This window comes from Mesorhizobium sp. B3-1-8 (genome assembly GCF_006439495.1).
Taxonomy (GTDB): Bacteria; Pseudomonadota; Alphaproteobacteria; order Rhizobiales; family Rhizobiaceae; genus Mesorhizobium.
The window spans coordinates 76,879-99,871 of sequence record NZ_VFTK01000023.1 but is presented as its reverse complement, the minus strand read 5'-3'; the positions used below and the strand labels follow the sequence as shown (position 1 = coordinate 99,871).

At 63.8% G+C, this 22,993-nt stretch carries 24 protein-coding genes and 1 pseudogene; 17 read left to right on the top strand and 8 right to left on the bottom strand.

Translation table 11 applies throughout. The features are described from left to right. Positions 1-25: 25 nt before the first annotated feature. Positions 26-1,105, bottom strand: a complete 1,080-nt coding sequence (locus FJ424_RS21445) for a LacI family DNA-binding transcriptional regulator (RefSeq protein WP_140659110.1) — start codon at positions 1,103-1,105, stop codon at positions 26-28. 175 nt (positions 1,106-1,280) lie between these two features. Here FJ424_RS21445 and FJ424_RS33670 point away from each other — a divergent pair, with 175 nt between their 5' ends. Together FJ424_RS33670 and FJ424_RS33665 are read left to right on the top strand one after the other, a co-directional pair. Then, positions 1,281-1,424, top strand: coding sequence for a hypothetical protein (locus FJ424_RS33670; RefSeq protein WP_181167102.1), 144 nt, complete (start codon positions 1,281-1,283; stop codon positions 1,422-1,424). 59 nt (positions 1,425-1,483) lie between these two features. Further along, on the top strand, positions 1,484-1,621 hold the full coding sequence (locus FJ424_RS33665) for a hypothetical protein (protein ID WP_181182196.1): 138 nt from the start codon (positions 1,484-1,486) through the stop codon (positions 1,619-1,621). Between the two features lie 14 nt (positions 1,622-1,635). On the opposite strand, the pseudogene FJ424_RS21440 reads toward FJ424_RS33665, so the two are convergent. Both FJ424_RS21440 and FJ424_RS21435 read right to left on the bottom strand, forming a co-directional pair. Continuing rightward, a pseudogene (locus FJ424_RS21440) lies at positions 1,636-2,009 on the bottom strand (DUF423 domain-containing protein). A 37-nt stretch (positions 2,010-2,046) separates the two neighbouring features. Further along, a complete protein-coding gene (locus tag FJ424_RS21435; protein WP_140659109.1) occupies positions 2,047-3,294 on the bottom strand; it encodes an MFS transporter in 1,248 nt (415 codons plus the stop codon). A 130-nt stretch (positions 3,295-3,424) separates the two neighbouring features. Between FJ424_RS21435 and FJ424_RS21430 the strand changes: the two genes are divergently transcribed. Together FJ424_RS21430 and FJ424_RS21425 are read left to right on the top strand one after the other, a co-directional pair. Further along, on the top strand, positions 3,425-4,090 hold the full coding sequence (locus tag FJ424_RS21430) for a GntR family transcriptional regulator (RefSeq protein WP_140659127.1): 666 nt from the start codon (positions 3,425-3,427) through the stop codon (positions 4,088-4,090). A gap of 115 nt (positions 4,091-4,205) precedes the next feature. Continuing rightward, entirely contained in the window at positions 4,206-5,177 is a 972-nt protein-coding gene (locus FJ424_RS21425; protein ID WP_140659108.1) for a glycosyl transferase family 90, read from the top strand. 16 nt (positions 5,178-5,193) lie between these two features. Here FJ424_RS21425 and FJ424_RS21420 read toward each other — a convergent pair whose 3' ends face one another. Further along, on the bottom strand, positions 5,194-6,237 hold the full coding sequence (locus FJ424_RS21420; RefSeq protein ID WP_140659107.1) for an aldo/keto reductase: 1,044 nt from the start codon (positions 6,235-6,237) through the stop codon (positions 5,194-5,196). A 255-nt stretch (positions 6,238-6,492) separates the two neighbouring features. On the opposite strand from FJ424_RS21420, the gene ppk2 reads away from it, so the two are divergent. Further along, entirely contained in the window at positions 6,493-7,413 is a 921-nt protein-coding gene (gene ppk2, locus FJ424_RS21415; protein WP_140659106.1) for a polyphosphate kinase 2, read from the top strand. 244 nt (positions 7,414-7,657) lie between these two features. Here ppk2 and FJ424_RS21410 read toward each other — a convergent pair whose 3' ends face one another. The 4 genes from FJ424_RS21410 to FJ424_RS21395 form a co-directional block, all read right to left on the bottom strand. Beyond that, the gene (locus FJ424_RS21410) at positions 7,658-8,305 is read right to left on the bottom strand and encodes a dihydrofolate reductase family protein (RefSeq protein WP_140659105.1); all 648 of its coding nucleotides are present in this window, start codon (positions 8,303-8,305) and stop codon (positions 7,658-7,660) included. A 190-nt stretch (positions 8,306-8,495) separates the two neighbouring features. Continuing rightward, complete coding sequence (locus tag FJ424_RS21405) at positions 8,496-8,624, bottom strand: DUF86 domain-containing protein (protein WP_264296195.1); 129 nt, start codon at positions 8,622-8,624, stop codon at positions 8,496-8,498. A gap of 98 nt (positions 8,625-8,722) precedes the next feature. Further along, positions 8,723-9,754 carry a porphobilinogen synthase gene (gene hemB, locus FJ424_RS21400; protein WP_140659104.1) on the bottom strand — a complete coding sequence of 344 codons (1,032 nt, stop codon included), beginning with the start codon at positions 9,752-9,754 and terminating at the stop codon, positions 8,723-8,725. A 121-nt stretch (positions 9,755-9,875) separates the two neighbouring features. Continuing rightward, positions 9,876-10,697, bottom strand: coding sequence for a DUF2066 domain-containing protein (locus tag FJ424_RS21395; protein WP_140659103.1), 822 nt, complete (start codon positions 10,695-10,697; stop codon positions 9,876-9,878). Between the two features lie 90 nt (positions 10,698-10,787). Between FJ424_RS21395 and FJ424_RS21390 the strand changes: the two genes are divergently transcribed. From FJ424_RS21390 to FJ424_RS21335, 12 genes are all read left to right on the top strand, one after another. Further along, on the top strand, positions 10,788-11,009 hold the full coding sequence (locus FJ424_RS21390; protein ID WP_140659102.1) for a hypothetical protein: 222 nt from the start codon (positions 10,788-10,790) through the stop codon (positions 11,007-11,009). 137 nt (positions 11,010-11,146) lie between these two features. Continuing rightward, a complete protein-coding gene (locus FJ424_RS21385; RefSeq protein WP_140659101.1) occupies positions 11,147-12,190 on the top strand; it encodes an enoyl-CoA hydratase/isomerase family protein in 1,044 nt (347 codons plus the stop codon). Next, positions 12,187-12,609: a DUF6163 family protein gene (locus FJ424_RS21380; RefSeq protein WP_140641396.1), complete on the top strand. Its 423-nt coding sequence runs from the start codon at positions 12,187-12,189 to the stop codon at positions 12,607-12,609. Before FJ424_RS21385 ends, FJ424_RS21380 begins: the two co-directional genes overlap by 4 nt. Positions 12,610-12,911: 302 nt before the next feature. Continuing rightward, complete coding sequence (locus tag FJ424_RS21375) at positions 12,912-13,427, top strand: MarR family winged helix-turn-helix transcriptional regulator (protein ID WP_040983294.1); 516 nt, start codon at positions 12,912-12,914, stop codon at positions 13,425-13,427. A gap of 485 nt (positions 13,428-13,912) precedes the next feature. Further along, the gene (locus tag FJ424_RS21370; RefSeq protein WP_140641397.1) at positions 13,913-15,166 is read left to right on the top strand and encodes a L,D-transpeptidase family protein; all 1,254 of its coding nucleotides are present in this window, start codon (positions 13,913-13,915) and stop codon (positions 15,164-15,166) included. Between the two features lie 491 nt (positions 15,167-15,657). Next, positions 15,658-16,659 carry a LacI family DNA-binding transcriptional regulator gene (locus FJ424_RS21365; protein ID WP_140659100.1) on the top strand — a complete coding sequence of 334 codons (1,002 nt, stop codon included), beginning with the start codon at positions 15,658-15,660 and terminating at the stop codon, positions 16,657-16,659. A gap of 53 nt (positions 16,660-16,712) precedes the next feature. Continuing rightward, positions 16,713-17,702 carry a BMP family ABC transporter substrate-binding protein gene (locus FJ424_RS21360; RefSeq protein ID WP_181167104.1) on the top strand — a complete coding sequence of 330 codons (990 nt, stop codon included), beginning with the start codon at positions 16,713-16,715 and terminating at the stop codon, positions 17,700-17,702. Positions 17,703-17,789: 87 nt separating this feature from the next. After that, positions 17,790-19,325 (top strand): ABC transporter ATP-binding protein, encoded by a 1,536-nt coding sequence (locus FJ424_RS21355; protein WP_140659099.1) that lies wholly within the window; start codon positions 17,790-17,792, stop codon positions 19,323-19,325. Beyond that, complete coding sequence (locus tag FJ424_RS21350; RefSeq protein WP_140659098.1) at positions 19,325-20,353, top strand: ABC transporter permease; 1,029 nt, start codon at positions 19,325-19,327, stop codon at positions 20,351-20,353. Before FJ424_RS21355 ends, FJ424_RS21350 begins: the two co-directional genes overlap by 1 nt. A gap of 13 nt (positions 20,354-20,366) precedes the next feature. After that, positions 20,367-21,284 (top strand): ABC transporter permease, encoded by a 918-nt coding sequence (locus FJ424_RS21345; protein ID WP_140659097.1) that lies wholly within the window; start codon positions 20,367-20,369, stop codon positions 21,282-21,284. After that, complete coding sequence (locus FJ424_RS21340; RefSeq protein ID WP_140659096.1) at positions 21,281-22,240, top strand: nucleoside hydrolase; 960 nt, start codon at positions 21,281-21,283, stop codon at positions 22,238-22,240. The genes FJ424_RS21345 and FJ424_RS21340 overlap by 4 nt, the downstream gene beginning before the upstream one ends. Further along, positions 22,237-22,992 carry a glutamine amidotransferase gene (locus FJ424_RS21335; protein WP_140659095.1) on the top strand — a complete coding sequence of 252 codons (756 nt, stop codon included), beginning with the start codon at positions 22,237-22,239 and terminating at the stop codon, positions 22,990-22,992. The genes FJ424_RS21340 and FJ424_RS21335 overlap by 4 nt, the downstream gene beginning before the upstream one ends. Position 22,993 lies beyond the last annotated feature (1 nt).

Below are 22,993 nucleotides of genomic sequence, written 5' to 3'. Positions count from 1 at the left end.
TCCGCGCGGAATTACCTGAGCCCGCTCAGGCTTTCGGCGCCGGACCGGTCGAGCCTCTGACGACGAACTCGACGCCCATCGTCTCGCGCCGCACCGCGCCGTCATGGTCGAGGATCATGCGCGCGGCGCGACGGCCGATCTCCATGATCGGCTGGGCGATCGTCGTCAGTGGCGGCGTGGCCAGCGCGCCGTCCGGCACGCCGTCAAAGCCGACAATGGAGACATCGCCGGGAACATTGAGGCCGCGTGCCCTCAGCCAGTCGATGGCGATCAGGGCCATGCGATCCGACATAGCCAGGATGGCGGTCGGCGGCTCCCCCTTGGCAAAGATCGCCTCGAGGCCGGCCCTGGTGCTTTTTTCTTCGTTCTCGGTCTCATAGACCGGGATTTTCGCCGTATCGATGCCGAAGCGGGAAAGCTCCTCGAAGTAGCCGGCAAGGCGATCGCGCGTTCCGGTGTAGACCGCGCTGCGCACCGCTTCCGGCGTCGCGAAGCCGGTGCGGTTGTCGGCAAAGCCGAGCGACAGGACGGCGAAGCGGCGATGGCCAAGCTCGGCGAGATGGCGGGCGGCAAGCCTTGCGCCTGCGACATTGTCGACGCCGATGGCCGACACGGTCTCGTCCTGGAAGCCGAGCTCCAGCGCAACGAAGGGCAGCCTGCGCTCGCGCGTCAGGTCGACAAGGCGCGAGCCGCCTTCGATGCAGAACAGCACAAAACCGTCGACAAGCGCGCTCTGGATGTTCCAGGCGAGTTTTTCCTGGTTGGCGGCCGAAACCAGCGCGATGCCCGCGCCGGTGGCGTCGCAGGCTTCGGAAATGCCGGCCATCATGACGCGGGCGAAGGGATCGTCGAAGAAGTAGGAGAGGGGCTCCGTGGTGGCGACGCCGATGGCGTTGACCTTGCCGGCGCGCAGCAGGCGGCCTTTCGGGTCCGGGCCGGCATAGCCCATCTGCTCCGCGACCGCCTTCACCCGTTCCCGCACTTCGGCGCGTACGATCTCGGGGCGGCTGAAAACATTCGAGGCCGTGCCATGCGAGACGCCGGCGGCCTTGGCGATGTCGGCCAACCTGATCGGTCTTGGCTGGCCTTCGAGGAGTGATGCCATGTCGTTCCTCCGAATCCGGTCAACGCGATGAACATGACCGCTGAATTGTTGTCGGTCATCTAACATTTTTGTTGGATCGATTCAAATTCAGTTGACGTGGGGCAAATAAGGCCTATGATTTGAATCGATCCAAATTTCCGCTTCATGGTGGAGCGGATTTCGACAGGAGGGTGCCATGCATCCGGTGAGCTATTTGTTCGAGGATATCTACCGCAACGATTGGGGCATCGCCTCGGTCATCGTCAGCGAGAAGCGGCGCGGCAGGTCGAGTCCATGGAGGCGCGCCCCGCGCTTTCTCGTGGAGCGCAAGCGCGGCTGAGCCGCAGCGATTTTCAGCGTCGATAGATTGGATCGGTTCAATCCTAAGGAGAAATGATCATGCATCCGATTGGTCATCTGTTTCAGGACATCTACCGCAACTATTGGGGCATCACGCCCGGAACCGAGCAGCCTGAACGGCGCCGCGTCGGCGAGTTGCCTGCGCGCCAGCACAAGCGGCGGATCGGCCGAAAATAGCCGTTGAAAATAGCCTAAGGGCGAGGGCGCCACAGCGCCGAGACGGCGATCGCCATCCAGCCGGCGATCAGAAGGGTGCCCCAATGGGCGCCGACATCGGGAACAGCCGCGAGCCGAGAAAGTCGCGGGCGAGCAGATCGCCGCAGAACAGAAGCAGGCCCGCGAGCAGGACGAGGCTGGCGATCCTGAGGCAGCGGTTGCCGCCGGCAAGGCCGATGGCAAGGAACACCGGCGCATGCATCAGCAGGAAATTGGCCGCGGTGCCAGTGAAGGCGCCGCCGCGATGCGCGGCGGCAGCCGACAGCGCCACGCCGGCCGCGCCGACGAGGCCGGCTGCCAGCACGAGGACGCGGCTCCCGCCGCCTGATGGTTGGCCCGTAAGGCTCATCTTGGATGCTCCATGCTGCGCTTGGGCGGTGCGCCGATCAGGATTCGCCAGCTTCAAGCAGCATATGCCGTGCGCGGCGCGACTGGACAATCCAGTTGTAGGCAGCACCCAGCGCCATCAGCACCGATGTGCCCAAAAACACCGAGCGCATGCCGAAATGCCCACCGACGAAACCGCCCGACAGCGGTCCCGCGACCTGGCCGACATATTGCGCCGAGATCGCCAGGCCAAGCACATTGCCGCCGATCCCGTCGGGGATGTTGTGGCGGATGACGCTGGTGATGCAGGGCAACAGCCCGCCCAGCGCCAGGCCCATCAGGAAGCGCAGACCGATCAACTGCCAGCCATTGGTGACGAAGGCTTGCGGAATGAGCAGCAATGCCGAGACGGCAAGTGCGCCGACTACGACGTTCCAGTGGCCGACGCGGTCGGCGAGCTTGCCGAGCCAAGACGAGGACAGGATGGTGCCGAGCGCTGCCGCCGACATGACGACGCCAGCGACCATGGTCACCTTGCTCTGGTCCTCGACGAGCTGCTGCACATAGACGGTGATGATCGGCTCGATCGACATGGTGGCGAAGGCGAGCAGCATGCCGGTGGTCAGCATGGCGACGATCGGCCGCTTGTCGGGGATCTGCGACCAGCCGCTTTTCGGCTTCGCTGTCGAGGCGGGCTTAGGCGCCGGCGGATTCTCCTTGATCAGGAAAGTCGTCGCCAGGAAGGCCAGGAAGATCACGGCGCCGGAAAGCAGGAAGGTCGCGCGGATGCCGATCAGCGGCGGCAGCAAGCCGCCGAGCAGCGGTCCGACCAGCGAACCGGCGGTGATACCCGCCGCGAGCACGCCCAGCGCCCAGCCCGAGCGCTCCTTCGGCGTCTGCATTGCCACCAGGATCGTGGAGCCCGACGAATAACCGCCGGCAAAACCGATCAGCAGCCGAAGCAGCACCAGTTGCCACACACTCTCAACCATCCCGGTCAGCGACATGCAGATCGCCATGCCGAACGAAGCGCGCACCAGCATCAGCTTGCGGCCGTAGCGGTCGCCCAGCCGTCCCCACAAGGGCGCGACCAGCGCGGCCGCGAAGAAGGTCGCGCCATAGGCGATGCCCGACCACTGCACGATCGCCGCGTGGCCTTCGGCGCCGAGCTGCTCGACGTAAAGCGGCAGGAACGGCAGCAGCAGCGTCATGGCGATAAGCGTGCTGAACGAGCCGGCGAAGCAGACGGCGAGGTTGCGTCGCCAATGGATGTTGAAGTCGCTCTGTTCGGATTCGTTGGGCGTCATGTCATGCGTGCCGATGCTGGGGTTGTTACGGATACCAATTTGGGATACCAAGCCGGTATTCGTCATGGACCTGACACTCACCGCTGTCAATGCGGGCGCTGTCGATGCGGCTTTGGAAAGCGAGACGACAATGTCGCAGATGCAAAATGTCGAAAGACAGCTTCGCGAAATGATCCTCGGCCTGGAGATCGGCCCGGGCGAACGTTTGACCGAGCGTTGGATCGAGAGCCGGTTCGGCGCTTCGCGAACGCCGGTGCGGGCGGCGCTGCTGCGCCTGGAAACGGAAGGGCTGATCGGCCGCGACGGCCGCGGCTGGACGGTGGCGCCGATCAACCTGGCGGAACTCGGGCAGATCGCCGTCTACCGCGAGGCGGTCGAGGTCGCCGCGGTTCGCCTGACGGCGGCGCTCGAAGACCGTGGCGGCACCGAGGTGATCGCGGCGATGCTCGATTCCTGCGATACCGAGACGCCGCGCGAGGAATGGCATCGCGTCGGCATGGATTTCCACATTGAGCTGGCCAGGCTTTCCGGCAACGAGTTTCTGCTCAGGGCCGTTCGCGACGCGATGACCAGGCTGTCGCGGGCGCGCTGGCTGGAGGTGCGCGATGAAAGCGCGCTCGGTCGTGCCTGGGCCGAACATCATGCCATCCTCGCCGCCGTCAAGGCCGGCCACGCGGACGAAGCGGCGGGGCTGCTTTCCGCTCACATAGCAGGCAGCCGCGATCGGCTGGTCACCTCATTGCATGACGACCGGCGCGGCCTGCGCGCCAGAGGATTCGCCGTCGTCGCGGCGTAAGGTTCTCGTGTGGCATTCGCATTAGCAGGCTTGCAACATGGCCGGGAGAATGCTGTAGGAGACGAGGGGGATGAAGGCAGACTACCGTTGACCATCTTGCTGAATTCGCGGACGCATGGCCACACTCTCACGAACCGCCGCAAAGCTGTTCTATTACGCGCGCAATTTCGCGCGTGACCGCGCACCGCAATCCCTGTTCCGCGACCGCCTGGCCAGCCGGCTCGAGCAGGCCAGGCTCTCGGGCAAAACGGTTCGCGAGCGACTGAATTACTACAACAAGCTGGAACACCCGTTCGTGCCGAGTCCCGACGCCGTGGCCGTCGGCAAGCTGCCGTCCGCGTCCAGCATGTATTATTACGATCTCAAGGAATTCGCCCGCTACTTCGATCCCGGCCTGCTGATCGATTTCGAATATGGCGATGTCGTCGGCATTCCGGAGGTGCCGAGGATCGTCAAGGACCGCCCCATTGGCGACGACAACGCCAACGGCGTGCTGATGAAGTTGAACAAGTTCCGCCACTTCTACATGCCGCCCGACAAGGTGTCTTTCGCCGACAAGCGGCCGATGGTGGTCTGGCGGGGGCATCTCAATAATCCGCTTCGCACCCGCTTCGTCGAAAAGGCCGCTGACCTGCCGTTTTGCGACGCGGGTTCCCACAAGCCCGACGCGCCGGACGGATACCGCAAGCCGTTCCTGAACATCGAGCAGCAGCGACAGTATCGCTACATCGTCTCGCTCGAAGGCAATGATGTCGCGACGAACCTGAAATGGATCATGAGCTCCAATTCGCTCTGCCTGATGCCGGAGCCGACCTACGAAACCTGGTTCGCGGAAGCCCAGGTCGAGCCCAATGTCCACTACGTGCCGCTGCGGCAGGATTTTTCCGATCTGGTCGACAAGGTGGCCCATTTCGAAAAACACCCCGCCGAGGCGGGGCGGATAACCGCCGCCGCCAACGCCTATTGCCGCAAATTCGGCAATGAACAGGACGAGCAGGCGATCTCGCTGCTCGTCCTCTACAAATATTTCGTGCTGAGCGGGCAGATAAAGCCCGACGCGGAAGTCTGGCGCTTCGTCGCCGGCTGAACGTCCGGCCGCAGCCCTAAGCGTGAGAGCGGTCGAACACCTTATCGGCCGGCCCGAAACGGTCCCTGGCGGTGAACTGCTGGTGCCAGTAGGGATAAAGCACCGGCGGCCGGCTGACGACGTCGAGGCGCTGCCGCTCCTCCTCGGTGAGCGAAAGGCTGGCCGCGGCGAGGTTGTCCTTGAGCTGCGCCTCGTTGCGTGCGCCGATCACCAGCGAACTCACGGCCGGGCGGCCAAGCAGCCAGGCAAGCGCGACCTGCGCCCCTGAGACGCCGCGTGCCTTGCCGATCTCGTTGAGCACGTCGACGATGCGCCACAGGCGGTCCTCGTCGCGGATCGGCGGCTCCGTCCAGCCGCCGACCTGGCGCGCGGTCGGGCTGTCGCGATGGTATTTGCCGGAGAGCAGGCCGCCCGCCAGCGGGCTCCAGACCAGCACGCCCAGGCCTTGGTCGACCGAGATCGGCAGCAATTCATATTCGGCCTCGCGCGCTTCCAGCGTGTAGTGGATCTGCTGGGTGACGAAACGGGCCTGATGGCGGCTGTCGCTGACGGCAAGAGCCTTCATCACCTGCCAGCCCGAATAATTGGAGCAGCCGATATAGCGGATCTTGCCCTGGTTGACCAAGGTGTCGAGCGCCGCGATCGTCTCCTCCAGCGGCGTGAGCCCGTCCCACTGGTGGACGAAATAGATATCGATGACGTCGGTCCTGAGCCGCTTCAGGCTCTTCTCGCATTCGCGAATCAGATGGTGGCGCGACAGGCCTTCGTCATTGGGGCCGGTGCCGATGCGCATGCGCGCCTTCGAGGCGATCAGCACGTCGTTCTTGCGCTTGCCGCCAAGCGCCTCGCCGATGATCTCTTCCGACAATCCGTTGGAATAGACATTGGCGGTGTCGATGAGGTTGATGCCGGCATCGATGCAGGTGTCGATGATGCGTGTGGCTTCCGAAAGATCCGAATTGCCGACGGCGGCGAACGGACCGGCGCCGCCGAAGGTCATGGTGCCAAGCGTCAATGTCGAGATTTTCAAGCCCGATCGGCCCAGCGTGCGGTATTCCATGTCAGTCCTCGCAATTTGTTTGAAGAGGCGCCGTGGCGAGCGCCGGGAAGAGGCGAGGGGATTTGTAGGACAATTCCCGCCGCTTGTCGCCCCGCTATCGATACGGACCGATCACATATCTTCGAGGCCTGCTGCCGGGCGATTGCAATAAAACCGTCATTGCGCCTCTGTATCTCAGTCGACTTACGGAGTGTCCGCCCGGAGACGGAGCGGATTCCGAAGCGATGATGGCCGACAGGCAGACGGAGCTGCGCGATGAATGAAGTGAAACCGAATTCCGGGGCGAAGGATTGGCTGGAAGCCGAGCTCGAGGATACGCTCGACGAGGACTATGAGCTGGAGCTTTCCGAGCCGGCGCTCTCGCTCGAGATCGCCAAGATCTACAAGAAGTCGCATCCGCCCTCCATGGAGCGCATGACCTATTTCCGCGAGCTGCTCAGGCTGCAGTCGGAATTGATCAAGCTGCAGTCCTGGGTCGCCTACCACAAGAAGAAGCTGGTGGTGGTCTTCGAAGGCCGCGATTCCGCCGGCAAGGGCGGCGTCATCAAGCGCATCACGCAGCGGCTCAACCCGCGCATCGCCCGCGTCGTGGCGCTGCCGGCGCCGACCGAGCGCGAGAAATCGCAATGGTATTTCCAGCGCTACGTGCCGCATCTCCCCGCGGGCGGCGAGATCGTGCTGTTCGACCGCTCCTGGTACAACCGCTCCGGCGTCGAGCGGGTGATGGGCTTTGCCAATGGGGACCAAGTCGAGGAGTTCTTCAACGACGTGCCGGAATTCGAGCGTATGCTGGTCCGTTCCGGCATCACGCTCGTCAAGTACTGGTTCTCGATCACCGACGAGGAACAGCAGATGCGCTTCCTGATGCGCATCCACGATCCGATGAAGCAGTGGAAGCTGTCGCCAATGGACCTGCAGTCGCGCGTGCGCTGGGAGCAGTACACCAAGGCCAAGGAAGAGACCTTCGCACGCACCAACATTCCCGAAGCCCCCTGGTTCATCGTCGAGGGCAACGACAAGAAGCGCGCCCGGCTGAACTGCATCGACCATCTGTTGCAGCAGATGCCCTATGAGGAGGTTCCGCACGAGGACATCTCGCTGCCCGACCGCGTCTTCAACCCGTCCTACGAGCGCCAGGTGCTGCCGCGCGAGCTCTACGTGCCGGAGAAGTATTGAGGTCTTTTCCTTCTCCCCGTTTCACGGGGAGGTGAGGAGTGGTCCGCGCAGCGGTCGAAAAGCCAATTGCTTGGCTTTTCGAACGACGAACGCCCGAAGGACGGATGAGGGGCTGCGCCGGCGTCGGCGATTGGGCCCCAATTCGCTGCCATTGAGAGCTTGCCGCTAATCTCGAAGGTCGCGCCGCCCTTATTGCCCTGCCGGGCATTTCTCCGCGTATAGTGAGGGGGAGAAAGAGCTGTACTCACGCTCGCCCGATCATCACATGCAAAGCGTTCGCCGTTGCCACTTGCTCGGTGCAGCGATAGCCGAGCTTCACCATGTCGAGGTCGGCGAAAAGATGCTCGCCCGAGCCGAGCAGCACCGGCGAAATCGCCAGATGCATCTCGTCGATCAGCCGTTCCTGGAGATATTGCCGGAAAGTCGAAACACCGCCGCCGATCCGCACATCCTTGCTCCCGGCCGCGGCCTTAGCCTGTTCGAGCGCCGAGTGGATGCCGTCGGTGACGAAGTAGAACGTCGTGCCGCCTTCCATCGTGATTGGCGCGCGTTTGTAGCGGGTCAGCACGAAAGTCGGAACATGATAGGGCGGGTTGTCGCCCCACCAGCCTTTCCAGTTGTCGTCCGGCCATTCGCCGCGGATCGGCCCGAACATGTTGCGGCCGAGAATGTAGGCGCCGACATTCTCGAAACTGCAGATGGCGAAGTCGTCGTCGACACCGGTCGCGCCGCCATCCTTGCCAATCACCATCTTGTGGAATGTCCGGGTGGTGACCAACCATTTGTGCAGGGTCTCGCCACCGACACCGAGCGGATGTTCAAGCGTCTGATCGGGACCGGCGCCGTAGCCGTCGAGCGACAGGGTAAAACCGTTGACACGCAGCTTGGACATGATTGCCTCCTAAACTAGTTGTAATTTGCAATCGGTTGTTGAGTAACTTGGCCGATTGCGAAATGCAAGCGGTATTTTCCGGCGCGATCGAGTCGGGCGGCGTCGGGATCGTCGCCGGAAAGGCAGCTGCCCGGGATATTGGGGCGAAGCGGGTAAGGGATGCCGTCGCAATTTTTCGTCGAGAAAGCGATTAGCTGGGCAACTCTGGGCCGGCAGCATCAAGAATGCGTTCAATGGCAACACGTAGCGCCGGCAAATTGTCTGTCACGACAGCCCAGACGATGGCTTCGGAAGTCTTGTGATATTCATGACGCAGGATGTTGCCTATGCCACTTCTGCAACCGTTCGATCACATCGTTCCTGCTCATAGATCCATTCTAACGGATCCCGTCAGAATTCCAAAATCGCGAGGCAGGCCTAGCCTTTCAGTATCTGCGCCACCACCGGCGCAAAATAGGTCAGCACGCCGTCGCAGCCCGCCCGCTTCAGCGAAAGCAGCGATTCCAGCATCGCCTTCTCGCCGTCGATCCAGCCATTGGCGGCGGCTGCCTTGATCATCGAATATTCGCCCGACACCTGATAGGCGAAGGTCGGCATCTGGAACTCGTCCTTCAGCCGGCGGATGATGTCGAGATAGGGCAGGCCGGGCTTCACCATCAGCATGTCGGCGCCTTCGGCGAGGTCCTGCTCGGCCTCGCGCACCGCTTCGTCCGAATTGGCGTGATCGATGTAGTAGGTCTTCTTGTCGCCCTTGAGCAGGCCGGCGGTGCCGACCGCCTCGCGATAGGGCCCGTAGAAGGCCGAGGCGAATTTCGTCGCGTAGGACATGATCGCCACGTCCTGGAAACCGTTGGCGTCGAGCGCGTCGCGGATGGCGCCGATGCGACCGTCCATCATGTCCGACGGCGCGATGATGTCGGCGCCCGCCGCTGCCTGGATGACAGCCGCGGCGGCGACCTGTTCCACCGTCTCGTCATTGACGATGATACCGTCGCGCAGGATGCCGTCATGGCCGTGGCTGGTGAACGGGTCGAGCGCGGCATCGGTGATAATGCCGATTTCCGGAACCGCGTCCTTGATGGCGCGCGTGGCGCGGTTGATGACATTGTCGGGGTCGAGGATGTGCGATCCCGTCTGGTCGCGCAGCGCAAGCTCGACATTGGGGAAGGTGGCGATGGCCGGAATGCCGAGCTTTGCGGCGCGCTCGGCCTCCTTCACCGCGAGGTCGATAGACAGGCGGTAGACGTCCGGCATCGCGGCGATCGGCTCGCGCGTGTTCTTGCCGTCGACCACGAAGATCGGCCAGATCAGGTCGTTCACCGAAAGCTGGTTCTCCTGCACCAGCCGGCGCGACCAGTCGGCCTTGCGCATGCGCCGTAGCCGCCGGCTGCCGGTGATCTCGTCGACGCTGCGCGCGCCGGCAGGCTTTGCGGGGGTGAATTTGTTCATGGTCAAACTCTCTTTTGCGCCGGCTTTTATCACGCGTCTCCGCCGCTGACCAATGCGACACGATTGTGCCAGGGACGTGGCACACGTTCCTCTCCCCCACTTTGTAGGGACGAGGAAACCCCTAGGGCTGCCCGTTCCCCGACAGGATCTGCGCTGCGCCCCTGATCGCAACCCGGAAGGCCTCGTCGAAGCTGACGCCGCGGACCTGCCAGCGATAGGTCTTGCCGCGATCGGCCAGCCGCCAGTCGGCGATCCAGCCGAGGTCCTTGTCGCTCCACACGATGCTGCCGGCGAGCGCCCGGGCCGCTCCCGCTTTCTTCGCGAGTTTGTCGAGCTTTGCCATATTGGCCGCCGCGACCGCCTTTTCGTCGAGGCCGCCGACCTGCCTGGCCTTTGGAAAGGCAATGCGCATCAGCAGTGGACTTGTGGCGTTGGCGAAGGATTCCCTCATCGTCTTGCCGTTGTCCTCATCCGCCGTCAGCACGAAATGCCGCGAACCCTGCTCAGCGGTCATGAAGACGGCGATAGACGGCCGCTCGCCGAGCCAGGGCCTGCTGCCGAGCTGCGCCAGGAGCTTGTCGACGACGGCCGGCTTATAGAGGCAGGTGAGATCATGCGGCCGGTCATGCGTGCCTTGCTCGTCATGGATCGGGATGCCTTCGAGCCGGTCGCGGTAGCGGAAGGATTGCACGAAGTCGGCCGCTTTGTCGCGCAGGGCCAGCATCTCCGGCTTCTGCGACAGGCGCTGGTCGCCCGAGACCTTGACCAGCACCTTGTCGAGGCAATCCTTGAAGCCGATCTGCCGGTTTACGTCTCCAGTGCCGGTGACGATGGTCTGAGATTGATAAAGCTCGTTCGCAGCCGCGGCCTCGCCAGGGCAAGACATCCGTAGGATGGCGATCAGGCCGATCGCTGCAGCCGCGAAGCGGGAAAATCCGGGCATGGCTTGCCGTCCGGTTCAAGATGCCCATTTTCTAGCACCGGGTGCGTGCGGTGGCCAAGGCGGATTGCCGGCTAAACGAAGGAGCAAGGCATGACCTTGATCTGGTTCATCTATGCCGCCTGGCTGCTGCTGATTGTTTATCTGACCGTTCAGGCAATCGGCGTAAAACGCGATACCGAGCCGCATTTGCTGCAGAGCTTCGGTTTGATGTTTGCCATGATCGCCGCCTTCCTGCTGCCGCGCGCCTGCCGTTGTTCGGCTTCGTCAACTTCGCTCCCGTCAACGCAGCCCTGGGCGGCATCGGCGCGGTGAATGCGCTTATCCCATTCGTATGGTAGCCTGCTTGCCGCGAAAGACGCTGCCTTATCCGTGGCACTCGACAATTGACGTTGGCCCGGTCGCCGCTTAGCACTTCTCCTCCCGCAGGCGCGGGGGAGGATTCTCTCATTATGGATTTTGGCGGAGGCGACGAGATCCGCTTCGAGCGGCTGGGCAAGGCAGGTGTGGTTACGTTGACCCGGCCGAAGGCGCTCAACGCCGTCACGCACGACATGGTCAACGCGCTCGGCAAGGCGCTCGATGCCTGGGAAGAGAACGCCGGCATCAATGTCGTCGTCGTCAAGGCCGAGGGCAGGGCGTTTTCCGCCGGCGGCGATATCCTGCACATCTACGAGGCCGGCCGGGCCGGCAAGCCGCCCGTCGACTTCTTCGCCGACGAATATCGGCTCAACGCCCGCATCGCCCGCTTCAAGAAACCCTATGTCGCGCTGATCGACGGCATAGTCATGGGCGGCGGCGTCGGCATCTCCTTCCACGGCTCGCATCGCGTGCTGACCGAAAACGCGCAGTTCGCCATGCCGGAGGTCGGCATCGGCTTCTTCCCGGATGTCGGCGCCAGCCACCTGCTGCCGGATCTCGGCGGCTCTTTCGGCATGTATCTCGGATTGACCGGAAATCGCATCCGTTACGGCGATGCGCTTTGGTCGGGGCTCGCCACGCACACTATCAAGGCGGAGGACCAGGCGGGGTTGCTCGACGAACTGGCGACCAGCAACGATCCGAATGCCGAGCTGCGCGATTTCTTCGTGCCGGCAAAACGCGAGACGGAGCGGCAGGACCTGGATTCGATCGCGCGCCATTTCTCAAAAGGCTCGCTGGCCGATATCGTCGCCAGTCTCGAACAAGCCGCCGCCGGCGACGCTTTCGCCGCCAAGACGTTGGCGACCTTGAAAACCCGCTCGCCGACCAGCCTCAACATCGCCTGGCGCCAGATCAGCGCCGGCTCGACGCTGTCGATGGACGAATGCATGAGGATGGAGTTCCGCATCCTGAACCGCATGCTTGCCGGCCACGATTTCTATGAAGGCATCCGCGCCGCCATCATCGACAAGGGCTCGAAGCCCGAGTGGCGGCCGGCGGGGCTGGATGAGGTCGATGCGGCCGAGATCGACGCCTATTTCGCGCCGCTCGGGGATAAGGAACTCGCGCTGTGAGCGAAGTCACCTCCAGGCGGGTGGTGCTGCAGCCCTCGACCACCGAGGTGATCTTCGCCTGGTTCCAGCGCGTGATCGCCGGCTATTGCCTGTTGTTCGGCATCCTCTATTGGATCCGCCTGATCGGCATCTATCCGGGCGAACTGTGGCGCTTCGACCTGATGCCTGTGCACTGGCAGGTGGCGGCGGCCATGCTCGCCGTCTTCTTCCCCTTCGCCGCCGCCGGCCTCTGGATGCTGGCATCGTGGGGACCGGTGATCTGGTTCATCTGCGCGGCGACCGAGACGGTGATGTATGCCGGCTTCCCCGATCTCTTCGGCCATCGGCTGCTGATCGTCGTCTCGCATGCCTGCGTGGCCTTGCTCTACATCGTCTTTCGCGTCACCATATGGCTGCAGAAGCGCCAACTTCGCCAATGAGCATGATGCCGAAAAGTGTGAAGCGGTTTTCGGATGACATCATGCTCCACCCATAAAGCCGGCCGATGGCCTGCCTCCGCGGGGCGCTTTCTCAGCCCCGTTTCACCCCAAGATCCATTGGCTAAATCTTTAGGTTAATTGTTCTTGCTCGGGTGACCGATCGTTAAGCGTCTTTCGAAACCTCTTACCGGTAAGCTCTTGTTAGCCCTGGCGTTTAAGTCGAATTTTATGAGTATTCGATAGTGTCGCGATCAAGGTGAAAAACAAAAAATCACCAAGGCGACAAACGAGAGGCAAAGACAATGATCAATTCGCGTCCGGCGGCGAAGACCGCAAACGTATCCGACGATCGCCGCGAGGCTATCCGCTCGCTGTACATGGAATCGCTGCAGCTGGTGGAGCGTCTGCACCGCCGCCTGCTTGACGTGATTAAGGACGAGTTCGACCGCAATGGCCGCTCCGACATCAACGCCATCCAGGCGCTGCTGCTCTTCAACATCGGCAATTCGGAGCTGACCGCCGGCGAGCTGCGCTCGCGTGGCTACTATCTCGGCTCCAACGTCTCCTACAATCTTAAGAAGCTGGTCGACCTCGGCTTCATCAACCACCAGCGCTCGCGCATCGACCGCCGTTCGGTCCGCGTCTCGCTGACGCCGAAGGGCAACGAGGTGGCCGACGTCGTCGCCGGGCTCTACGAGCGCCATGTCGGTTCGATCGAGGCGGTCGGCGGCATCAACACCGACGAGTTCAAGCAGATGAACCGCGCCCTGCAGCGGCTCGACCGCTTCTGGAACGACACGATCGCTTATCGGATGTGAGTGCTTCGGAATTGGGACGGGAAAGCCGCGCCGAAGAAGCACGGCCCCGGGGAAAGAATAGGAGGCCGGCGCCGAAGCGCGCCGGTCTTCTTCTTTATTGCGAAGGCGGGTATCTGCGGGAGCTTGACCGTCGCTTCGCGCGCATGAAGGCTCTGCGCCTGAAGGGCAGGGCACAGATTTCATAAGGACGCGCTGGCATCCTGCCGGTGCAAAAAAGCATCGCTGTCATTTCTTTCATCTGGCCGCCGCATGCAAATCGCGGGCCAAGGCCACGTTGCCGCCATAATCGCGGTCAATGCGAGTGGTGGGTGATGCTGCGGGCCTATGCCTTGCGCTCCTTGGAACCTGCGTTGCGGCGGCGCGTTCTGGCAGCCGATCAACGTCAGGTCATGGTTGGCGAATTGTTAAGTTTGCCACCCCTAGAGTGTGGACAAAGCCGCCCGGCAAGCGAGTTGAGCGAGAGCGATAAAGCAAGAATGTCTGCCATGAGAACCAGCCGCCGTTTCTTCCTTACCGGAGCCTCCGCGCTCGCCGCCGCCGTGGTCGCCGGCCATGCGAGCGCCCAGGATGTGATCGGGGATATCCTGAAATCCTCGACGCGCGGCAATTGGGACGACCAGTTCGACGCCCGCGGCACCGACACCAACAAGGTCGCCTCGACGCTGCCGATCTTCAGCCAGCAGACGGTGGCCTTCACCGAGCAGGCGGTGGCGCAGTATCAGAACATCGTCTCCCAGGGCGGCTGGGAACAGGTTCCGGCGACCAAGAAATTGCAGCTCGGCGTCGACGACCCGGATGTCGTCCCGCTGCGCAAGCGCCTGATGGTGTCGGGCGACCTGCCGCAGAGCGCCGGCATTTCGACGGCCTTCGATTCCTATGTCGACTCGGCGGTCAAGCGCTTCCAGCTTCGTCACGGCCTGCCGGCCGACGGCGCCATGGGCAAATACACCTACGCCGCGATGAACGTGTCGGCGCAGGTCCGGCTCGGCCAGTTGCAGACCAACCTGCAGCGCCTGAAGGAAAAGGCCGGCACGCTCGGCGACCGTTACGTGCTGGTCGACATTCCGGGCGCCCAGGTCGAAGCGGTCGAGAACGACCGGGTCGTGCTGCGCCACACGGCGATTGTCGGCAAGATCGACCGCCAGACGCCGATCGTGAACTCAAAGATCAACGAGATCATCGTCAATCCGTACTGGAATGCGCCGGTTTCGATCGTGCGCAAGGACATCATTCCGCTGATGCGGAAGGACCCGAACTACCTCAAGGACAGCCACATCCGCCTGTTCGCGCCGGACGGCAGCGAGGTGGATCCGATGACCATCGACTGGTCGACGGACGATGCCGCGAAATACCGTTTCCGCCAGGATCCGGGCAGCAACAATGCGATGGCCTCGGTCAAGATCAACTTCCCGAGCCCGGACGGCGTCTATATGCACGACACGCCGCAGCAGAGCCTGTTCGGCAAGTTGATGCGCTTCGATTCCTCCGGCTGCGTACGCGTCCAGAACGTGCGCGACCTCGTCACCTGGATCCTGCGCGACACGCCCGGCTGGGACCGTCAGCATTTCGAGGCGGCGATCAAGACCGGCGAGAACACGCCGATCAATGTGGTCAATCCGGTGCCGGTCCACTTCCTCTATCTCTCGGCATGGTCGACGGCTCCGGGCGTCGTGCAGTTCCGCGACGATATCTACGCCCTTGACGGCGCCACCGAGCTGCAGATCAGCTCCGCGCAGTAAGCATCTGATCCTTAAAAGAAAAAAGGCCGCTCTCGCAGCGGCCTTTTTGTTTGGGCGACGCAATGCGCGCCTTACAGCAATTCCAGGAAAAGTGTGTGCGGTTTTCCGTCCGGAATTGCGTGAAAGTAAGGAGATAGAGCGGTTCGCCGTTTCCGTGAAACGGAGCTTGGGCGTGGGGGCAGTAGGGGCGCATCTTCGGCTTTCCGAGCGGCCTGCAACAAGACAATCGCGCCAGCATGGCAAGGCCCTTGCCGCACCCGGGCCGCGCGGCGCGGCCTCAGATGGCGCCCCCGCGGATAGCCGGTGGGGTTCTGGAACTCGTCCTGCCGATGACTCCCTGACAAGAATGACAAGCCCGCCGCCGCGGCGATGGCCGCGGTCGGCGTTGAATGTCAGCGTAGCTCACAAAAGTCAGTAAACCACTTTACGCAACCGCTTTACTAGCCAAATTTTATGGGATAGCGTTTGGTTCGTTGCTGGCTGGGGCGGACATGAGCACCATCAATGAAGTCGCGATAATGGCGAGGGTGTCGACCACCACCGTGTCGCGCTATCTCAACAATCGCATCGAGCTTCCGGCGGAGACGGCGGCGCGCATCGACGCGGCCATCGTGGCGCTCGACTACCGCCCGAACATCCTCGCTAAGCGCCTGAGTCTCGGCCGCTCCGAGGCGATCGGCATGCTGACGCCTGAAATCGCCAACCCGTTCTTTGCCGAACTGGCCGCCGCCGTCGAGGATGAGGCGGAAAAGCACGGCTATTCCGTGCTGATGAGCAGCACCGGCGGCAACCGGGAGCGCGAGCTCGCCAGTCTCAGGCGGCTGAAGGACGGCCATGTCGACGGGCTGATCATGATGACCAACCGGCCGGACGACGGCTCTTTAGCCGCAACCCTTCATCACTACGGCCACATCGTTTTGATCGACGAGGACATTCCGGGCGTCAACGTTCCGAAAATCTTCGTCGAGAACCGCGAAGGTGCTCGCGCCGCGACGCGCCACCTCATCGAGGCCGGGCACCGGCGCATCGCCCATATCGGCGGCCCGGCGAAGCTGTTCAGCGCCATCGAACGACTGGCCGGGTACCGCGACGCCATGGCCGAGGCGGGGATAGAAGTCGACGACGGCGATGTCCGCCAGGGCGAGTATTCGCGCGCGTTCGGCCGCGCCGCCATGCTGGACATCCTGGCCGGCGGCCAGCCGCCGACGGCCGTTTTCGCCGGCAGCGATTTCATTGCTATCGGCATCATGGAAGCGGTGCGTTCCAAAGGCCTCAACGTGCCGCAGGACATCTCGCTGGTCGGCTTCGACGACATGCCGTTTGCCGACCTCCTCGCGCCAGGCCTCACCACAATCCGTCAGCCGACCGCCGAACTCGGCCGCATCGGGTTCAGCACACTCAAGGCGCTGATCGACAAGGCGTCGCCGCCTGAACTCACACGGCTCCCGGTCGCGCTGGTCAAGCGCAACTCAGTAGCGCCGCCGCGCTCCTGAGACAGACAGTTCGCAACCAAGAAAGGGGAATGAAACAAATGACAAGATCGATCATGAAATCAATAGCATACGCCGCGGCTCTCGGGCTTGGCCTGGTGGCCGGACCGACACTCGCCGCCGACTTCAGCGCCGTCTATGTGATGTCGGACAATCTCGGCGACATGGGCTTCAACGACAACGCCGCCACCGGCTTCGCCCGCGCCGAGAAGGAAGGCGTCAAGACGCGCCTGCTGCAGGCATCGCCGACCGATCCGCAGCTCTGGCGCCAGAATCTCGAGGCAGTGTCGAATTCGGGCGAATGGAGCGTCGTCTTCACCGGCCCGAACATGCACGACAACCTGGCCGATGTCGCGCCGCAGCATCCCGACCAGAAATATGTCTTCTTCGACGACGAGTTGAAGCAGCCGAATGTTCTTTCGGTGAAATACGCGCAGAACGAAGGCTCCTATCTCGCCGGCGCGCTGGCCGCGATCGCGGCGACCGACAAGAAGGATTTTCCGCTCACTTCCGGCGATCCGAAGATCGCGGTGGTCGCCGGCATGGACCTGCCGGTCATCCAGGACTTCATCCTCGGCTTCAAGCAGGGCGCCAAGACCGTCGTGCCGGACATCGACGTGCAGGTGATCTTCATCGGCAACTTCAACGACGCGCAGAAGGCTTACGACCTGACCAAGACCGCGATCCAGAACGGCGCCAACGTCGTCTTCAACGTCGCCGGCCCAGCCGGCCTCGGTATCCTCAAGGGCGCGGCGGACTCCAAGAAATACGCCATCGGCGTCGATTCCGACCAGAGCGGCCTGCACCCGGACAATGTGATCGCCTCGATGATCAAGCAGATCGGCAACTCGATCTACGACTCGATCAAGCAGATCCAGGACGGCAAGGCCGAGTTCGGCAAGCTCAAGGTCTACGGCCTCGCCAATGAGGGCGTCGGCCTTGTCTATAACGACAAGCTGGTGCCCGCCGACATCAAGGCCAAGGTCGACGCCGCCAAGGCCAAGGTGGTCAGCGGCGAGATCAAGGTCGACACTGCTTTCAAGTAAGCCCTCCCAGGACCTTGAAACGGGACGCCGCCAAGGCGGCGTCCCCCCCCATGCCGACCAGGAAGCGTGCCCCCAGGAAGCGTGCCGATGAGTGACCCGGACATCATCTTGAGCCTTGCAGGCATCGCCAAGTCGTTTGGCGAGAAGGCCGCGCTCAGTCATGTCGACCTCGATGTCCGGCGCGGCGAGGTTCATGTCATCTGCGGCGAGAACGGCGCCGGCAAGTCGACGCTGATGAACATCCTTGCGGGCATTCACCAGCCGAACGCCGGCTCCATCGTGCTGAACGGCAAGACCGTGACGATCGCCGACCCTATCGCCGCGAGCCGCCTCGGCATCGGCATGGTGCACCAGCACTTCACGCTGGTGCCGTCCATGAGCGTGGCTGAGAACCTGTTTCTCGGCCGCCAGCCGCGCCGGCTGGGTATCTTCTCCGACCGCTGGCAGATGGTCGAGCGCGCCCGCGAACTGATCGCGCGCTACAACTTCCGCCTCGATCCGGAAGCGCCGGTGCGCACGCTTTCGGTCGGCCAGCGCCAGCGCGTCGAGATCCTGAAGGCGCTGGCGTTCGACGCGGATCTCTTGATCCTCGACGAACCGACCGCCGTGCTGACTCCGCCCGAAGTCGATGAGCTGATCGGTGTGGTCGACGGCTTGCGCGCCAGGGGCCGCACCATTCTTTTCATCACCCACAAGCTGCGCGAGGTGAAAGCCGTCTCCGACCGCGTGACCGTCATTCGCCATGGCCGCAGCATTTCGACGCGCAATACGGCCGATGTCACCGAAGCCGACATCGCCCGCGACATGGTCGGCCGCGACGTATTCCTGGTCGGCCGCAAGGGCAGTGGGCAGCGCAGCTTCGGCGCCCCGGTCCTGACGCTCGACAGTGTCAGCATGACCAATCATTCAGGCCGGCGTCTGCTCGACCGCATCTCTCTCCAGGTACGCGCCGGCGAGGTTCTGGGCATCGCCGGCGTCGACGGCAACGGCCAGACCGAACTCGCCGAGGCGATTGCCGGGCTGATGCCGGTGCAGGCGGGCAGGATCCGTTTCGGCGACCGGGATTTGACCGACGCTGACCTCTGGGAGCGCCAGCAGGCCGGTCTCGGCTTCGTGCCGGAAGACCGCCTCGACCGTGGCCTGAGCGTCACGATGAGCGTCGCCGAGAACGTCGCGGCGACCAACTACAGCCGCGCCGGATTGCTGTCCGGCGGCCTGATCAATCGGCGGAAGCTGGACAGCTTCGCGGGCGAGAAGATCAAGGAGTTCGACGTGCGCGGCGCGCAGCCTGCCACGCAGGCCGGCTGGCTCTCCGGCGGCAACATGCAGAAACTGGTGATTGCCCGCGAGCTGGAGCGCGACCCATCGCTGCTCCTGATCTGCCAGCCGACGCGCGGACTGGACATCGGCGCGTCCGAATTCGTTCACGCGCGCATCCTGCAGGCCGCCGACCGGGGCCGCGCCGTGCTCCTGATCTCGTCCGAGCTCTCCGAGATCTTCGCGCTCTCCGACAGGATCGGCGTCATGTATTCAGGGCGCATGATGCGCGTCCTCGACCGCGCCGAGGCCGACGAGGAGACCGTCGGATATCTGATGAACGGCGGATCGAAGGAGGCTGCGTAATGGCGCCGGCGCTGTCCAATTTCCTGCGCGTCATTCGCGCGCCGCTCGCCGCGATCCTGCTCACGCTGGCGCTCGGCTTCCTGCTGGTCGCATCGATCACGGATGAGCCGGTCCGCGCCTATCGCGACCTGTTGCTCGCCAATTTCGATTCGCTCGGCAACTTCGCCCTGTTCCTGAACCGCGCCACGCCGCTCACCCTGATCGCGCTCGGTGTCGTCTTCTCCTTTCGCGCCGGCATCTTCAATGTCGGCGGCGAGGGCCAGCTCTACGCGGGCGCGGTCACCACCACCGTCGTCGCCATCGCCGGCGCTTCGCTGCCGGCCTTTATGCTGATGCCGCTCGCCATCGTCGCCGGTTTTCTTGCCGGCGCGGTGGTCGGCTGGATTCCGGGCGTGCTCAAGGTGCGTCTCGCCGTCGACGAGGTGGTCACGACACTGATGCTTAACATCATCATTCTCCTGATCACCTCCTGGCTGGCCAACCAGGTGATCCGCGACACCACCGCCTATGGCGCGGTGAGCTGGATGGTACCGAGCTCGATCTGGCTGCCGCCCTTGCCTTTCGTTCCGCGCGCCACCAGCGGCTTCCTTGTCGCCGCCGTGCTTGCCGTCGTCTCATGGATCGTGCTGTTCCGCACCCGATGGGGCGCGGAGGTTCGCGCGGCCGGCACCAATCTGCGCTTTGCCGAGGCCACGGGCGTGCCGGCGGCGCGGCGGGTGATCTCGGCGATGGTCATTGCCGGTGGATTGGCCGGGCTGGCCGGAGCGCTTTATGTGCTCGGCGTCGGACACCGCTTCGAGCAGAATTTCTCGCCGAGCTACGGGCTTGTCGGCCTGACCTGCGCCCTGCTTGCCCGCGTCCATCCGATCGGTTCGCTGACGACCGCGCTGTTCTACGCGGCGATGCTGAATGGTGCTGCCTACATGCAGATTTCCACGGATGTGCCGCGCTCGCTGGTCAACCTTTTGACGGGCCTGCTCGTGCTGCTGATGACGGCGCGGCTGCGTCGCGCCGCCCAGGCAGCGTGAGGGGAGGCAAGGGATGAACCTCGCATCGCTGCTCGCCGCGGTTCTTGAACAGTCGACCCCGATCCTGCTTGCCGCGCTGGCGGCCATGATCACCTTGCGCGCCAACATCCTCAATGTCGCGGTCGAGGGCATGATGCTGGCGGCCGCCTTCGCCGCCGTCGCCGTCGGCGACTGGAGCGGCAGCGCCTGGCCGGCCTTCCTATCGGCGCTGGTGGTCGCGGTGGTGCTTTCGCAGCTTCTGGCGCTGCTGACCTTGCGCTTCTTCGCCGACTTCATCGTGGCGGGCCTTGGCATCAATCTGCTGGCCGCCGGCGGCACGCTCTTCATCCTCGAGCGCTACTACAACAGTCCAGGCGGGCTGAGGCCGATCGCCTTTCCCGACATCTGGCATGTTCCGGCCGGATCGCTGTCCTGGCTGCCGGTGCTCGGCCCGGCCTTCGAAGGCCAAAGCATCATCGTGCTGATCGCACTTGTCGCGGTCCCGCTCACCTATGTCTTCCTCAACAAGACGCCGCTCGGCGCCAGCCTGCGGGCCGCGGGAGAGGACGAGCACGCAGCGCGTTCCGCCGGCATCCGCATCGCTGCCATGAAGGCCCTGTCCTTGGCGATCAGCGGCTTGCTGGCCGGGCTTGCCGGCGCGCAGCTTGCCATGGACAAGCTGCATTTCTTCCTGCCGGACATGACCAGCGGCCGCGGCTTCATCGGGCTGGCCGCGACGCTATTCGGCGGCGGCCAGCCCTGGATGACGGCTGCGGCGTCCTTCCTGTTCGGCTTCTTCGGCGCGCTGGGCGACCGCCTGCAAGTGTTCGCCATCCCCTCGCAGTTCGTGCTGATGCTGCCCTATCTCGCCGCCATCATCGGCCTGACCTTCGCCCGCTGGCGCATCCTGGTGCGCAACCGCCCGGCCAGAATTCAGGACAATCCCCAATGACGAAGCCGATCATCCTCGACTGCGATCCGGGCAATGACGATGCCCTGGGCATCCTGGTCGCCGCCGGCCATAAGGCGCTCGACCTGAAGGCGGTGACGACGGGTGCCGGTCATCTCGCCGGGGACCGCACGGCGCGCAACGGCGCCATCGTCCTTGCCGTTGCGGAGCGCAAGGATGTCCCGGTTTCGGCCGGCGCCATGGGGCCATTGGTGCGCGAAAGGCTGATCGCCGGCATCCTCGACCAGGCGAGCGCGCTCGACCCGGAGCGGCCGGATCTCGAAGCGGTCAACCTCGATCCACGCCACTCCAGCGACCTCATCGCCGAGCTTGTCCTTTCAGGCGCTGCCGCTACCGTCGTCACCACCGGTCCGCTGACCAATCTGGCCATGGCGCTGCGGCGCAATTCCGGCCTGGCGGAAAGGATCGGGCGCATCGTCTCGCTCGGCGGGGCCTGGGGGCTCGGCAACAAGACAGCTGCGGCGGAGTGGAACGTTCTGTGCGATCCGGAGGCGGCAGCCATCGTGTTCGGGGCCGGCATTCCTTTGACGCTTCTTCCGATCGACGTGGGACCGCAGGCGGTTATCACCGATCGCTTGATCGCGGACGCCGAGCCGATTGGCGGCAAGGTCGGGCGCTTCGCCGCCGAGCTCCTGCGCTCGCTGAACACGACATTCCGCCCGGGCGTGTTCGGGGTTGGCGCCATGCCGCTCAACGATCCCGTGGCATCGCTCGTCGCGGCCGAACCCTCCCTGGCCAGGACCGTTCCGGCTCGGGTCGAGGTCGAGCTCGCCGGCAAGTTCACCTATGGCCGCACGGTCATCGACTTTGCCGGACGCTCGGGGCCGCCGAACGCCGAAATCGCCGTCGAGCTTGATGGCGAGGGCATCCACGCCGCCTTCATCGCCGCATTGAAGCGGCTGGCCAGCCGGTCTTACAAAACAGGAGAGGAAGTATGACAAAGAGCCGTCGCGTCCTGATCGCGGGCGAATCCTGGACCGTTCATTCGATCCACCAGAAGGGCTTCGATTCCTTCACCACGACGGAGTACGCCGAAGGCGTGCGCTGGCTGCGCGACGCCCTCGAAGGCGGTGGCTGGGACGTTGTCTACCAGCCGGCCCATATCGCCGCGCGCGACTTCCCCTTCAGCGCCGGCGAGCTGGCGAAGTTCGACTGCATTATGCTGAGCGACATCGGCGCCAACACCCTGTTGCTCCATTCCGACACGTTCATGCGGTCGAAGATGCTGCCCAATCGCCTCGAAGCGATACGCGACTATGTCCTCGGCGGCGGCGGACTGGTGATGATCGGCGGCTATATGACCTTCCAGGGCATCGACGCCAAGGCGCGCTATCGCGACACCGAAGTCGCGGAGGTGCTGGGCGTGGAAATGGAGGCGGGTGATGACCGCGCCGAGCGGCCGCAAGGCGTGAAGCCGCGTGTTGCCGCAGCAAGTCATCCGATCGTCGGCGGGCTGGAAGCGGAGTGGCCGGCGCTGCTCGGCTACAACCGCTTTGCCGCCAGGCAGAAGGCGACGGTGGTCGCGACCGTCGGCAACGATCCCTTGATCGTCGCGGCGGAGTTCGGCAAGGGGCGGTCGGTCGCCTTTGCCTCGGATTGCGGGCCGCATTGGGCGCCGCCCGCTTTTGTCGATTGGCCGGGCTACACGACGCTCTGGCGGCAGATCGTCGGCTGGGCGGCGGGAGCCTGAC

What these genes read in the sequence shown, in the direction of transcription:
- FJ424_RS21375 (WP_040983294.1), top strand. Translation starts at nt 12,912, where the DNA reads ATGATCAATTCGCGTCCGGCGGCGAAGACCGCAAACGTATCCGACGAT.
- FJ424_RS21370 (WP_140641397.1), top strand. Translation starts at nt 13,913, where the DNA reads ATGAGAACCAGCCGCCGTTTCTTCCTTACCGGAGCCTCCGCGCTCGCC.
- FJ424_RS21340 (WP_140659096.1), top strand. Translation starts at nt 21,281, where the DNA reads ATGACGAAGCCGATCATCCTCGACTGCGATCCGGGCAATGACGATGCC.
- FJ424_RS21410 (WP_140659105.1), bottom strand. Translation starts at nt 8,305, where the DNA reads ATGTCCAAGCTGCGTGTCAACGGTTTTACCCTGTCGCTCGACGGCTAC.
- hemB (WP_140659104.1), bottom strand. Translation starts at nt 9,754, where the DNA reads ATGAACAAATTCACCCCCGCAAAGCCTGCCGGCGCGCGCAGCGTCGAC.
- ppk2 (WP_140659106.1), top strand. Translation starts at nt 6,493, where the DNA reads ATGAATGAAGTGAAACCGAATTCCGGGGCGAAGGATTGGCTGGAAGCC.
- FJ424_RS21390 (WP_140659102.1), top strand. Translation starts at nt 10,788, where the DNA reads ATGACCTTGATCTGGTTCATCTATGCCGCCTGGCTGCTGCTGATTGTT.
- FJ424_RS21420 (WP_140659107.1), bottom strand. Translation starts at nt 6,237, where the DNA reads ATGGAATACCGCACGCTGGGCCGATCGGGCTTGAAAATCTCGACATTG.
- FJ424_RS21345 (WP_140659097.1), top strand. Translation starts at nt 20,367, where the DNA reads ATGAACCTCGCATCGCTGCTCGCCGCGGTTCTTGAACAGTCGACCCCG.
- FJ424_RS21445 (WP_140659110.1), bottom strand. Translation starts at nt 1,105, where the DNA reads ATGGCATCACTCCTCGAAGGCCAGCCAAGACCGATCAGGTTGGCCGAC.
- FJ424_RS33665 (WP_181182196.1), top strand. Translation starts at nt 1,484, where the DNA reads ATGCATCCGATTGGTCATCTGTTTCAGGACATCTACCGCAACTATTGG.
- FJ424_RS21385 (WP_140659101.1), top strand. Translation starts at nt 11,147, where the DNA reads ATGGATTTTGGCGGAGGCGACGAGATCCGCTTCGAGCGGCTGGGCAAG.
- FJ424_RS21355 (WP_140659099.1), top strand. Translation starts at nt 17,790, where the DNA reads ATGAGTGACCCGGACATCATCTTGAGCCTTGCAGGCATCGCCAAGTCG.
- FJ424_RS33670 (WP_181167102.1), top strand. Translation starts at nt 1,281, where the DNA reads ATGCATCCGGTGAGCTATTTGTTCGAGGATATCTACCGCAACGATTGG.
- FJ424_RS21350 (WP_140659098.1), top strand. Translation starts at nt 19,325, where the DNA reads ATGGCGCCGGCGCTGTCCAATTTCCTGCGCGTCATTCGCGCGCCGCTC.
- FJ424_RS21395 (WP_140659103.1), bottom strand. Translation starts at nt 10,697, where the DNA reads ATGCCCGGATTTTCCCGCTTCGCGGCTGCAGCGATCGGCCTGATCGCC.
- FJ424_RS21430 (WP_140659127.1), top strand. Translation starts at nt 3,425, where the DNA reads ATGTCGCAGATGCAAAATGTCGAAAGACAGCTTCGCGAAATGATCCTC.
- FJ424_RS21425 (WP_140659108.1), top strand. Translation starts at nt 4,206, where the DNA reads ATGGCCACACTCTCACGAACCGCCGCAAAGCTGTTCTATTACGCGCGC.
- FJ424_RS21365 (WP_140659100.1), top strand. Translation starts at nt 15,658, where the DNA reads ATGAGCACCATCAATGAAGTCGCGATAATGGCGAGGGTGTCGACCACC.
- FJ424_RS21360 (WP_181167104.1), top strand. Translation starts at nt 16,713, where the DNA reads ATGAAATCAATAGCATACGCCGCGGCTCTCGGGCTTGGCCTGGTGGCC.
- FJ424_RS21435 (WP_140659109.1), bottom strand. Translation starts at nt 3,294, where the DNA reads ATGACGCCCAACGAATCCGAACAGAGCGACTTCAACATCCATTGGCGA.
- FJ424_RS21335 (WP_140659095.1), top strand. Translation starts at nt 22,237, where the DNA reads ATGACAAAGAGCCGTCGCGTCCTGATCGCGGGCGAATCCTGGACCGTT.